Raw genomic sequence first — 12,227 nt, forward strand, 5'->3', positions numbered from 1 at the left:
TCATCTTATCTAATTAATTTATACAGATCCAGGTGAGAATTGATACTTCTTCTTTCGGACTTTACTGACTTTCCCGGCTTTCGGATTTCCTCAAATATCTATCACTTCTTTTTTCTTCTTGCTCTTCATCCGTTTTGGTAAAAACTTCAGGATCTCATTCTTTAGTGCTTCAATCATCCGTCGCTTTAAAAAGTTGCGCTGTATTACAATGCTTACTTCACGGGCAGGCTCCGGCGATTTAAAATACCGTACCTTATCCAGCTGCTTTTCGCTCAGATCAGACAGTGCCAGTTCAGGCAAAATAGTTGCCCCGTTATTTTGATCAACCATCCGTTTTAAGGTTTCAACACTGCCGGTATTATATTCAAAATGCTTAAAGCCCTGGGTTGCTTTGCGGCGCTGGCAAATATTTAAAACCTGCTCGCGCATGCAATGGCCTTCGTTTAATATCCAGATCTCCTCCATATCAATATCATCGGGCACTATATTTTTCTTTTTTGAGAGCTTGCTGTTTTTGGATACGTAGGCCACAAAGTTCTCGTAAAAAACGGGCAGCTCAGTAAGGGTATTTTCATGTAACGGGGTTGATAATATGCCGCAATCTATCATTCCCAGTTTTAGCTGATTGATGATCTCCTCTGTTGTTTGTTCCCAAACTATCAGTTTTACCTGCGGATATTTTTCAATAAAGCCATGCAATATTTTTGGCAGGATATAAGGAGCAATTGTGGGAATAATGCCCACTTTCAACTCACCCGAGAGTTCTTTTTGTCTGTCGGTAATTATCTCCTTTATCTTTTCACTTTCTGCCAGCAGGATGCGGGCCTGAGTTATGATCTCGATGCCTATCTCCGTAGGTGTTACAGGCTGCTTGCTGCGGTCAAACAGTTTAACCCCAAGGGTATCCTCCAGTTTTTGTACCTGCATGCTCAGGGTGGGCTGGGTAACAAAGCATTTTTCGGCGGCAGCTACAAAACTCCGGTAAGTATCAACGGCAACAATATATTCAAGCTGGGTAATGGTCATGCTTTTAAATTTAAGAGGCAGGAATTTGAAGAATTAAGATGTCAAGAGTCAGGAATCAAGAGTTAGAAATAATTTGTTTTATCTTGATTCTTGATTTCTTGACTCTTGCTTCTACCTACACTATAGTTTTTCTCTATTCAAATATAGTAATTATTGATTTTTTCTATTGAATTTTTATGATGAAGTTTGAATTATAAAAACTAATCTATATGGAAACCAACAAAAAAAAGCTGACCACAGCATCAGGAATACCTTATGCAGAGAATGAAAACTCTATGACTGTTGGGCCTCGCGGTCCTATATTGCTGCAAGATTTTATTCTGCATGAAAAGATGGCTCATTTTAACCGTGAGCGGATTCCTGAAAGAGTGGTACACGCCAAAGGATCAGGCGCGTATGGCACGTTCACCGTTACACACGATATTTCAAAGTATACCCGTGCCAAACTTTTTAATACTATAGGCAAGGAAACCAAGACCTTTCTGCGTTTCTCAACAGTTGGAGGCGAAAAGGGTTCGGCTGATACCGAACGTGATCCGCGCGGCTTTGCATTAAAATTTTATACTGAAGAAGGCAACTGGGACCTGGTAGGTAACAACACCCCCGTATTTTTTGTGAAAGATCCTAAAAAGTTCAGCGATTTTATCCATACCCAAAAACGCGATCCATATACCAATTGTAAAAGCGCTACTATGATGTGGGATTTCTGGTCGTTAAACCCGGAAAGTTTGCACCAGGTTACCATCCTGATGTCAGACCGGGGAACGCCTTATGGCTACCGCCACATGGATGGCTTTGGCAGTCATACTTTTTCTATGATAAATGCCAATAATGAAAGACATTGGGTGAAATTCCACTTTAAAACCGAACAAGGCATCAAAAATTTTACCGATGCCGAAGCCGGAGAAATGCGCGGTAAAAATCCAGACTTTGCACAGCACGATCTGCTGACACATATCGATAATGGCGACTTCCCTAAATGGAAATTAAAGATCCAGGTAATGACCGAAGAACAGGCAAAAACCTACAAGTGGAACCCTTTTGATTTGACAAAAGTATGGCCGCATGGCGATTTCCCTTTAATTGATGTGGGTGTGCTTGAGCTGAATAAAAACCCGGATAATTATTTTGCACACGTTGAGCAATCTGCCTTTGCACCGGCACACGTAGTTGATGGCATTGGCTATTCGCCTGATAAGATGCTACAGGGGCGTTTACTTTCATACCCTGATGCGCACCGTCACCGTTTAGGGGGCAACTATGAGCAGATCCCGGTAAACAGGTGCCCTTTTGCCGTAAATAATTACGAGCGCGACGGACAAATGCGTGTTGATGGCAACCAGGGCTCGGCTCCAAACTATTTCCCAAACAGCTTTGATGATATAGTGGCTGATGAAAGCTACAAAGAACCATCATGGGATTTGGGAACAGGCGTAGCCGATTGGTATGACCGGAATGCCGAAGGTGAAAATGACCATTATACCCAGCCGGGTAATTTATACCGCCTGATGAGCGATGAAGCCAAGCATGACCTGATAACAAACATAACCAACTCTATGGGCGGCATTGACGGCCCTAAAAAAGAGGTGATAGTAAACAGGCAGCTTTGCCACTGGTTCAGGGCTGATATAGGCCTTGGAATGGCAATAGCAAAAGGCCTGCAGCTTGATATGGATGCCGCTATGAGTTCAATGGCAGCGCACGCTTGAGTTTTTAGTCCATGGTCGATAGTCCATAGACCATAGTAAAAAGAAAAAGCCGGTAGTTCAATCGAATGAATACCGGCTTTTTTTAGATCTTAAATTACCATGGTCTATAGACCATCGACCATGGACTTCCTCTATTCCACTGTGACAGATTTTGCCAAATTACGGGGTTGGTCTACGTTGCACCCACGCATTACGGCTATATGGTAGGCAAGCAGCTGTAAAGGTATGGTTGCCAGCAACGGCACAAATGCTTCGCCGGTTTGCGGGATCTCAATTACATAATCAGCCATGCCTTTTACTTCTGTATCACCTTCGGTAACTATGGCTATCACGTGGCCTTTACGCGCTTTTACTTCCTGTATGTTACTAACAACTTTTCCGTATGACGAATCTTTTGTTGCTATAAATACAACCGGCATTTCATCATCAATCAAAGCTATGGGTCCATGCTTCATTTCGGCAGCAGGATACCCTTCAGCGTGGATATAGGAGATCTCCTTTAATTTAAGTGCTCCCTCAAGCGCAACCGGAAACGAGCTGCCCCTGCCTAAAAACAGGCAGTTGGTCGAATCTTTAAACCTCCAGGCTATATCTTTAATATGATCGTTCAGCTTTAAAGCCTGCTCAACCAATTCAGGTATTTCATTTAGTTCGGTTAACTGTTCAATCAGCTTACTTTCGGTAATTGTTCCTCTTTGCTGCGCTATGTAAAAAGCTATTAACGTTAAAACGGTTACCTGGGCAGTAAATGCTTTGGTGGAGGCCACGCCAATTTCCGGCCCGGCATGGGTATAAACCCCGGCGTGGGTTGTGCGCGGAATAGAAGCGCCAACCACATTGCAAATGCCGAAAATAGTAGCCCCTTTTTCTTTTGCCAGCTCAATGGCTGCCATGGTATCAGCTGTTTCGCCCGATTGGGAGATCGCTATTACCAGGTCTTTTTCTGTAATTATAGGGTTCCGGTACCTGAACTCCGAAGCATATTCAACTTCAACCGGGACACGGGCATATTCTTCTATTAAATATTCGCCAACCAAACCCGCATGCCATGATGTACCACAGGCAACAATAATAATGCGGTCGATATTTTTCAGCTTCCCGGTAAATTCCTTTATTCCACCCAACTGAACCAGGCCTTTTTCAGGATAGATGCGACCGCGCATACAATCGCGTATTGACCGTGGCTGCTCATAAATCTCTTTCAGCATAAAATGATCAAAGCCACCTTTCTCAAGCATATCCAGCTTTAAATCAAGCTCATGTATGTATGGGGTTTGCACCGTATTGTCAATATTCTTTATTAGCAGCTCTTCGCGGCGGATATAGGCGATCTCGTTATCATTTAAGTAGATCACATTTTTGGTATACTCAACAATAGGTGTAGCATCTGATGCAACGAAATATTCTCCTTTGCCAACACCTATAACCATAGGGCTTCCTTTACGGGCAGCTATTAACAGGTCAGGTTCTTCGGCGCTCATTATTACAATGGCATAGGCCCCAATCACCTTAGTTAATGCAACCCTAACCGCTTCGCGCAGATCCAAACCTGTTTCATCCTGTATATCCTCAACCAGGTGTATTAAAACCTCGGTATCCGTATCGCTTTTAAAAACATGGCCTTTGCTTAACAGCGTTTCTTTTATAACACCATAGTTTTCAATTATCCCATTGTGAATAATAGTAAGCTTACGGTTGCCTGATGCGTGAGGGTGCGAGTTCCTGTCGCTTGGAACACCATGTGTTGCCCAGCGTGTATGGCCCATGCCAATTGTACCGCCCAGGTCAACATCTTTCACAAAGCCTTCAAGGTCGCTAACCTTCCCTGCTTTTTTATATACTTTTAATTCTTTGTCAAATAAAGAAACACCGGCGCTGTCATACCCTCTGTATTCCAGCCTGTGAAGGCCTTTTATAACTATGGGATAAGCGTCTCTAAAGCCTATATAACCTACAATTCCACACATAAATAGATGATTTAATTAATAATGTTTTCCGCTCAAAATTAATAAGATTAGTGATTAAAGGCTAAGTTTTGGATGTAATTGGTGATATTAAAAAAAATTAAGAAGTGCCTGTAACTTATGAATTTTAAATTCACAATCTTTATAAATACACAAAAGTCCGAAAGATCTGCATAATGCAATCTTCCGGACTTCCGCGTTTTCCGACTTTCTGACTAATCTCTACTTTGCTATTTTGGTATAAATAATATTCAGCTTTATTTTATAGGAGGAATTTTTATCTGTACCTACAGCTACGGTGCGTGCAGCAATTTGCGAGGTAACGGTAATATCAACCGCTGTTTTGTTAAGAGTATCAATAGGCGCCAGGTAGGTACCATAATCAACTGTCCGTTTAAGCAGCAGATCCTGCATGTAAGCAGTTATTATAAAATGATATTCGTTTCTTGCGGGGTTGTAAAATCCGCCAAAAACGCCAACCCCTCCACTACGCGGATCCCCGGGACTTGCATCTTCTATGGTAGTACGCTGGTGAGCTATATCCAGCTTATACATACTAATTTTGGGTATCGGACGATATGGATCTTGAATGTTAGATCCGGGTTTTTTGATTATAGGAACTATAACCAGTTCAGCTCTGTTCAGCACTATATCGCTATCCTTTTTTAACAGATTGTTCCTAATGTTGGTCAATAAGCTCGGGAACTTGATCCTGGTACGTAATCCGGCAAGCCCTTGTAAATAAAAGGAATTGCTGGATGTTGTGGTATTAGCAAGTTCGGCATTAATGGTTGTTGTATAAGTATGGGTTATTGATGCCGCAAGCTTGGTTATAGGAAGTTTTATCATTGTGGTATCAATAACACCATTATTAACAATTCTGCAATAAACCGCCAGGGTATCACCAGTTGAAAACATAAGTGTACCGCCTGCACCAGTTGTTTGATTTTTATCAAGCGTTAGATATAAGCCCTTAACAGCATTTTGAAAAACTTTGTTTGATGAAAGCGTAGCATTGCTTGCATTAAATAAGTTTGAAATAATAAAGTTATTGTTAATAGGTATCCTTAGCTGCGGCGGAACCTTAATAAGCGTATCAGGCTTACCTGTTATTATATTGGAAATTTTTACAGAATCATGTGGACGGGCTTTAAATGTTACCGACCCTAATAAATTTGATGAAGAATTCCAAATTTTAGTATTGTAATAAGAGATGCTTTCATTAAAAGTCTCCGCTAACTGATAAACGTTTAGTTTATAGGTTGAGGCAACCGAATCGCCATAAAAGCCATCTATATAATTTAATACCAATCTTGTTGAATCAATGGATATTGTTCCTGATGGTAAAGCATAGGCAGTTGCTCCCGGCAAGCTAAGACTGGCAGCCAGGTTTGATTCTGTTACCCCTAAAACAGGATCTGTAAAGAAAGCCAGCGGATTTTTAGTAGCTCCGGAGGTTATAACAGAATCGTCCTTAACAGTATTAACTATTAAAGTTGTCGTATCAACCAATGTACCATTAATTTGGGATGATGAATCAACACCCAGGCCAACAGTATCCTGGTTTTTACAACTATTCAAAATAAAAAGACTTATTAACAACGTCAATAAGTCTAAACGGAAAAATTTCATATATGATCTCAAAGCTTATACAACATGTGCCAATTCTTCATTAGCAATTTCGTCGTAAAAATTGTAATAATTTTCGAAATCTGCAGTGGATTCGAATTCTAAAACCGATTTATTGCTGTTTTTAACATTATTTAACACATCCTCGTCTATATTTTTGCCTGCCAAAACTATTGCGTCGCTGTATTGAATAGCGCCGGCATACAATGCCGAATTACTTCCGGGCTTATAAACCTCGATATGTTTTTCGGTCATATCGCCCATTATGGCTTTTTGGGCAAAATCAGCATCCAGCTGTTCAGTAAAGTCGTTTTGATAAATGGAGTAAACAACTTTTGAATTTTTGAATGTTGGATCGTCCTTGTAAGTAGTTTTTAAATAAGCAGGTACTAAAGAGCTCATCCAGCCATGGCAGTGAATTACATCAGGAGCCCAGCCTAATTTTTTAACGGTTTCTAAAGCGCCCTTGCAAAAGAAGATCATACGCTCATCATTATCAGCATAGAATTTACCGTCTTTATCGGCAAATACATGTTTGCGCTGAAAGTATTCTTCGTTATCTAAAAAATAAACCTGCATTCGTGCAGCAGGGATAGAGGCCACTTTAATAATTAACGGGTTGTCATTATCATTAATGATAATATTCATTCCCGATAAACGGATCACTTCGTGTAACCGGTTCCTGCGCTCATTTATATTTCCAAAACGCGGCATAAGGATACGGATCTCGTAACCTTTTTCCTGCATAGCCTGCGGAAGCTGGCGCGTTATTTCAGAAATTTTTGTGAGTTCAAGGAAAGGAGACATTTCGTGAGTTATAAACAAAAGCTTAGATTTACCCATCACTATATCAGTATTAAATTTATATAAAGAAGTCCAAAAAAATTGAGTCTGCAAATATAAGCATTATTATATGAACTGGCAACCAATTATGCAAGTAACTTTTGGTAATTATTAATCATTTGTACAACTTTGCCGCAATATGTAATTTAATTTGTATTGAAAACATTTACTACCCGCAGATCTTTACAGCAATATCTGCAGCAAATAAAAACCTTAAACAAAACAATTGGATTTGTGCCTACTTTGGGCGCATTGCACCAGGGCCACCTTTCATTAATTGAGTTTGCACAACAACAAAATGATGTAATTGTATGCAGCATTTTTGTTAACCCCAGTCAGTTTAACGATCCTAAGGACCTGGAAAAATATCCCCGTACCATTGAGGCTGATATTAAAATGCTGGAGCAGGTTAATTGCGATATACTGTTTAACCCGGAAGTAAATGAAATGTATGATGGTAATGAACAATGGCATTTAAACATAGGCGAAACAGAGCATTTGCTTGAAGGAGAATTTCGCCCGGGCCATTATCAGGGCGTTACCCAGGTAGTAAATAAGCTTTTTGGTATTGTTAACCCGGATACAGCCTACTTTGGCCAAAAAGATTATCAACAGTTTCTGATCATCAGTAAAATGGTTAACATGCTCAATATGCCGGTTAAACTGGTGATGTGCCCAATAAAGCGCGAAACCAATGGCCTGGCAATGAGCTCAAGGAATATCCATTTAACGCCCGGTGACAGGCAGCATGCACTCGTCCTTTCAAAAACGCTGAACTGGCTTAGCAATAACTTTAACCAAAACAATATCCCGGCACTAAAAAAGGAAGCTGAACAAATGATAAATGCCGAACCCGGCGTTGAGCTTGATTATTTTGAAATTGCCGACGGCGATACCCTGCACCCGGCAAACGATAGCACTAAAAGCATCGTTGCCCTTGTAGCTGCCAAAGTGGGTAAGACAAGGCTGATAGATAATATTTTGTTGAGTCCTAAGTCCTGAGTCTTTAGTCTCAAGTCAAAAGAACTCCCGACTTAGGACTTAGGGCTAAAGACTTCTAACTTTCCTCCCATAACCTCGCTTATTTTCCGGTACGATTCAAACGTCCAGCCGGCAACGTGAGGAGTAAGTACCACCTTGCCCGATTGCTTTAGCTCATCAAACCATTCCTGTTCTGCAAGGGATGGAAATCTTTCAACTTCAAGTACATCCAAACCGGCGCCTAAAATTTTGCCTTGTTTTATTGCATTGAGTACAGCCCTTACCTGTGCAGTTTTACCACGGGATGTATTTATAAAAAAAATAGGTTTTTTAAAGTGAAACAAATACTCTTCGCTTACCAGTCTATTGGTTTCGGAAGTCAGCGGGACGTGTAGACTTAGTATATCGCTCTGTTTTACAATTTCTTCCATGCTTACTTCGCGGGCATATTTATCGCTAAAACCAGTTTTATATTTATCATAAGCAATTGTGTTTACCTCAAAGCCCGACAGCTTCTTAGCAAAGCTGCGCCCCATAAAACCATAGCCTATAATGCCCACCGTACGGCCTTTCAGCTCATACCCGCGGTTAGCCTCACGCTGCCAGCTTCCGGCGCGGATCTGTTCATCGGCCGTATTAAAGTTGTTCATTAAAGCCAGTAATAAACCTACAGCATGCTCGCCAACGGCATCCATGTTGCCTTCTGGTGCATTTATCAATGTTATACCTTTTTCCGCAGCATAAGCTTCATCAATATTATCCATCCCTGCACCTGCCCTGCAAACAAAGCGCAGGTTTTTAGCAATATCAATAACTTGTTTATTAACGTTAAACTTTGAGCGGATAACCAGGCCGGCATAGTCGCCCAGTATTTGCAGGGCTTCATCGGGCGTTATTGTGGGTTTATAATCGCATTGATAACCTTTGGCAACAGCCATTTCCATAAACACAGGGTGGACATCATCAACAATAAGAATATTATTTTTCAACTACTTAGTAATTTATATGAAGGTGTAAAATTATAAAATGCCCGGTTTAATTAACATTGATACAAAAGTTTATTAATAAAAGATGACATTTTCTGCGTTTTTTAAAACCGGCACGTTAATAGCATTGTATTATATGCAGGGCTATCCCTCAAAAAAACGAAACGATGAGATTTAGAAAATTAGGTGCCGGCATGAAAATACAAGCAAGCAGGCTTTCAAATAAAGGCTTTAAACAAATATTTGACCGTATAGATCAGCTTAATATAAAAAAAGGGGTTGATAAAATAGGGATAGATAAGTTTATTGAGCAATGTGCTTACCTGGCAGCCGGTTCAGGTGTTATATCGGGCACCGGAGGTATGCTAACCATTGTAGTAGGTGTTCCCCTTGATTTCGTTAATTTAATAACACAGCAATTCAGGGTTACTATGGCTATTATGTACTACAACAGGGGCAGCTATCAAATAGGATTTGAAGAATTTATGTCGTTCATAGCAACATCCCTTAAAGTAGAGGCCGGTGTAACGCTTACCAAAACCATGATGGAAGGCATAGCCGAAAAACTTTTAATGATATTAGGCACGCGCACAGCCGAAAGATTAGTGCCGGTAATGGGTGCGGTTATTGGCGGTACAGCAAACTATCTTTTTATAAAACGCATGGCAGCATCAGTTAAGAAAATGCAAAACGAGCCGATAGTTATAAGGGTGGATTGATGAGGTAGACCATGGTCGATAGTCCATGGACCATAGTTGCATGTTACGATCAATCCTTTCCTCGCTATTCTTCTATGGACTATGAACTATCAACTATGAACTACTCTACCTGTTTGCCGTAATCATATTAGTCAGCTTCACAAAGTCATCCACGCTCAATCTTTCCGCCCGCAGGTTAAGCATCGGCTCATCGGTCATTTTCTCTTTTTTTATTAATGATGATACAGCATTCCGCAGTGTTTTACGGCGTTGGTTAAAACCCGCTTTTACCACCTGCCAAAAAAGCTTTTCATCGCAGCCTAAAGTTTCTGTTTTGTTACGCGTTAATCTTATTACTGCCGATAATACTTTTGGCGGCGGATTAAATACCCCTGCCTTTACTGTAAACAAATATTCAACCTTGTAATAGGCCTGCAAAAACACGCTGAGGATCCCATACTCCTTGCTGCCCGGCTTTGAGTTACAACGCTCGGCAACTTCTTTTTGAAACATGCCAACTACTTCAATTACCTGCTGCCTGTTATCAAGAACCTTAAATAGTATTTGTGATGATATATTGTAAGGAAAGTTGCCAATAATAGCCATAGGGCCGTTAAAGAATGCGGCAAAATCCATCTCCAAAAAATCGGCATTTATCAGGCGTTTACCTAAATCCGGGTATTTTTTTTGAAGATACAGATACGATTCCGTATCAATATCAATTAATGAAACTTCCAGATCGCTCTTTTGCAATAAAAAATCCGACAGGATCCCCATGCCCGGCCCAACCTCAAGCACCTGGCTGTAGCCGTTACCGGGCCTAAGGCTCTCTACTATTTTAGCAGCAATATTTTTATCAGTAAGAAAATGCTGACCTAAATGCTTTTTTGCTCTTACCAATGTCATTATTAATCAAATATTTGAGCAAATTAAGGCATATTTGTGCTTTAATAAGAAACTATAAGCTTAAAATCTTTTTATTTGCATTGTTAAAGCTGAAAGCCTAAAGCAAAAAGCTGAAAGCTAAACCAATAAACTGATAAATTATGTACCTCCAAAAAATCGGCGAAATCATAATTCAATCTGTGTAATCATATCATACAATGAGCGAAAAAATTAAAATAGGGATTAGCATAGGTGATGTAAACGGCATTGGGTTAGAAATAATTATAAAAACTTTGGCTGATAGCCGCATTTATGATTATTGTATCCCCATTGTTTACGGCCATACAAAACTGGCATCGTTTTACCGCCGTACTACTCATGTAGAAGATCTTAACTTTTTTGTGATCAATAACGCATCCGAAAGCAAAAGAGAGAACAGAAAACCCAATATGATCAATTGCTGGGAAGAGGATGTGAAAATTGAACCGGGCATAGCAAATAACGATGTTGGCAAATACGGTTTCCTATCATTAGAGCGGGCAACCAGCGACCTGATAAACGGACACATTGATGCACTGGTTACTGCTCCTATTAATAAAGACAGCATACAAAGTGAGCAATTTAATTTTCCGGGGCATACTGAATATTTGCAGGAAAAGGACGGCGCAGCCGAGTCATTAATGTTTTTGGTTAGCGATACCCTGCGGGTTGGGGTAGTTACCGGGCATATTCCGATTGCTAAAGTTGCCGAAAGTATTACTACCGAAAAGATAGTAGCAAAACTTAAGCTGATGGATGCCAGCCTGCGTAACGATTTTTGGATCCGTAAACCTAAAATTGCAGTGCTGGGACTAAACCCGCATGCCAGCGATAACGGCCTTATCGGCGATGAAGAACAAAAAGTAATTACCCCGGCAATTGAAGAAGCCCGGAACAATAATATATTGGCTTTTGGCCCATACTCTGCCGATGGCTTTTTTGCAAACGGAACTTATTTACAATTTGATGCCGTGCTTGCCATGTATCATGACCAGGGCCTTATCCCATTTAAACAAATAGCATTTGAATCGGGTGTAAACTTTACCGCCGGTTTAAATTTTGTACGTACCTCGCCCGATCATGGTACGGCTTACGATATTGCCGGAAAGAACCTGGCATCAGAGATCTCATTCCGCGAAGCCTTGTTTACTGCCATACATATTGTTAAGCACCGCCGCGAAACCCTTGAACTGCACGAAAATCCACTAACTATTTCCAAACTTAGCCGCGACAGGGATTAGGGTTAGAGATTAGAGGTCAGAGATCAGAGATTAGTTGTCTTCTAATCGATTTCTAACCCCTAATCATCGGTATTTTAATACTAAATAGCCCGTTTTATGTTTGGTTTCAGCACCTGCCTTATATGTCAGTGAGTAAAAATAAGTACCAGCCTGCTGCAACTTGCCATTTGTGCTTGCGTGCCCGTCAAATACTTTTGTTGCATTGTCATACCCTTTTGCTTCATAT

General features: G+C 40.6%; 11 protein-coding genes. 4 read left to right on the forward strand and 7 right to left on the reverse strand.

All coding sequences use genetic code 11. The features are described from left to right. Nucleotides 1-90: 90 nt before the first annotated feature. Entirely contained in the window at nucleotides 91-1,026 is a 936-nt protein-coding gene (locus tag JWQ54_RS02925) for a hydrogen peroxide-inducible genes activator (protein ID WP_299579932.1), read from the reverse strand. Nucleotides 1,027-1,235: 209 nt separating this feature from the next. Between JWQ54_RS02925 and JWQ54_RS02930 the strand changes: the two genes are divergently transcribed. Next, nucleotides 1,236-2,735: a catalase gene (locus JWQ54_RS02930; protein WP_299579935.1), complete on the forward strand. Its 1,500-nt coding sequence runs from the start codon at nucleotides 1,236-1,238 to the stop codon at nucleotides 2,733-2,735. 131 nt (nucleotides 2,736-2,866) lie between these two features. On the opposite strand, the gene glmS is transcribed toward JWQ54_RS02930, so the two are convergent. The 3 genes from glmS to JWQ54_RS02945 all read right to left on the reverse strand — a co-directional run bounded on the left by glmS (nucleotide 2,867) and on the right by JWQ54_RS02945 (nucleotide 7,171). Continuing rightward, on the reverse strand, nucleotides 2,867-4,702 hold the full coding sequence (gene glmS, locus JWQ54_RS02935) for a glutamine--fructose-6-phosphate transaminase (isomerizing) (RefSeq protein ID WP_299579938.1): 1,836 nt from the start codon (nucleotides 4,700-4,702) through the stop codon (nucleotides 2,867-2,869). Nucleotides 4,703-4,921: 219 nt separating this feature from the next. Further along, nucleotides 4,922-6,280, reverse strand: coding sequence for a DUF4270 family protein (locus JWQ54_RS02940; protein ID WP_299579941.1), 1,359 nt, complete (start codon nucleotides 6,278-6,280; stop codon nucleotides 4,922-4,924). A 66-nt stretch (nucleotides 6,281-6,346) separates the two neighbouring features. After that, a complete protein-coding gene (locus JWQ54_RS02945) occupies nucleotides 6,347-7,171 on the reverse strand; it encodes a glycogen/starch synthase (protein ID WP_299579943.1) in 825 nt (274 codons plus the stop codon). Nucleotides 7,172-7,327: 156 nt separating this feature from the next. Here JWQ54_RS02945 and panC point away from each other — a divergent pair, with 156 nt between their 5' ends. Next, complete coding sequence (gene panC / locus JWQ54_RS02950) at nucleotides 7,328-8,173, forward strand: pantoate--beta-alanine ligase (protein WP_299579946.1); 846 nt, start codon at nucleotides 7,328-7,330, stop codon at nucleotides 8,171-8,173. 32 nt (nucleotides 8,174-8,205) lie between these two features. On the opposite strand, the gene JWQ54_RS02955 is transcribed toward panC, so the two are convergent. Beyond that, nucleotides 8,206-9,141 carry an NAD(P)-dependent oxidoreductase gene (locus JWQ54_RS02955; RefSeq protein WP_299579949.1) on the reverse strand — a complete coding sequence of 312 codons (936 nt, stop codon included), beginning with the start codon at nucleotides 9,139-9,141 and terminating at the stop codon, nucleotides 8,206-8,208. A gap of 164 nt (nucleotides 9,142-9,305) precedes the next feature. Between JWQ54_RS02955 and JWQ54_RS02960 the strand changes: the two genes are divergently transcribed. Next, on the forward strand, nucleotides 9,306-9,857 hold the full coding sequence (locus tag JWQ54_RS02960; RefSeq protein WP_299579952.1) for a hypothetical protein: 552 nt from the start codon (nucleotides 9,306-9,308) through the stop codon (nucleotides 9,855-9,857). Nucleotides 9,858-9,962: 105 nt separating this feature from the next. On the opposite strand, the gene rsmA is transcribed toward JWQ54_RS02960, so the two are convergent. Then, a complete protein-coding gene (gene rsmA / locus JWQ54_RS02965) occupies nucleotides 9,963-10,742 on the reverse strand; it encodes a 16S rRNA (adenine(1518)-N(6)/adenine(1519)-N(6))-dimethyltransferase RsmA (protein WP_299579955.1) in 780 nt (259 codons plus the stop codon). 197 nt (nucleotides 10,743-10,939) lie between these two features. Here rsmA and pdxA point away from each other — a divergent pair, with 197 nt between their 5' ends. Beyond that, entirely contained in the window at nucleotides 10,940-12,001 is a 1,062-nt protein-coding gene (gene pdxA / locus JWQ54_RS02970; protein ID WP_299579958.1) for a 4-hydroxythreonine-4-phosphate dehydrogenase PdxA, read from the forward strand. A 63-nt stretch (nucleotides 12,002-12,064) separates the two neighbouring features. On the opposite strand, the gene JWQ54_RS29115 is transcribed toward pdxA, so the two are convergent. Next, nucleotides 12,065-12,227, reverse strand: a 163-nt coding sequence (locus JWQ54_RS29115; RefSeq protein WP_367187077.1) for a gliding motility-associated C-terminal domain-containing protein, incomplete at its 5' end; no start/stop codon positions are given.

Source organism: Mucilaginibacter sp., assembly GCF_028288225.1.
Taxonomy (GTDB): domain Bacteria; phylum Bacteroidota; class Bacteroidia; order Sphingobacteriales; family Sphingobacteriaceae; genus Mucilaginibacter.

What these genes read in the sequence shown, in the direction of transcription:
- JWQ54_RS02925 (WP_299579932.1), bottom strand. Translation starts at nt 1,026, where the DNA reads ATGACCATTACCCAGCTTGAATATATTGTTGCCGTTGATACTTACCGG.
- glmS (WP_299579938.1), bottom strand. Translation starts at nt 4,702, where the DNA reads ATGTGTGGAATTGTAGGTTATATAGGCTTTAGAGACGCTTATCCCATA.
- JWQ54_RS02930 (WP_299579935.1), top strand. Translation starts at nt 1,236, where the DNA reads ATGGAAACCAACAAAAAAAAGCTGACCACAGCATCAGGAATACCTTAT.
- JWQ54_RS02945 (WP_299579943.1), bottom strand. Translation starts at nt 7,171, where the DNA reads ATGGGTAAATCTAAGCTTTTGTTTATAACTCACGAAATGTCTCCTTTC.
- pdxA (WP_299579958.1), top strand. Translation starts at nt 10,940, where the DNA reads ATGAGCGAAAAAATTAAAATAGGGATTAGCATAGGTGATGTAAACGGC.
- JWQ54_RS02960 (WP_299579952.1), top strand. Translation starts at nt 9,306, where the DNA reads ATGAGATTTAGAAAATTAGGTGCCGGCATGAAAATACAAGCAAGCAGG.
- rsmA (WP_299579955.1), bottom strand. Translation starts at nt 10,742, where the DNA reads ATGACATTGGTAAGAGCAAAAAAGCATTTAGGTCAGCATTTTCTTACT.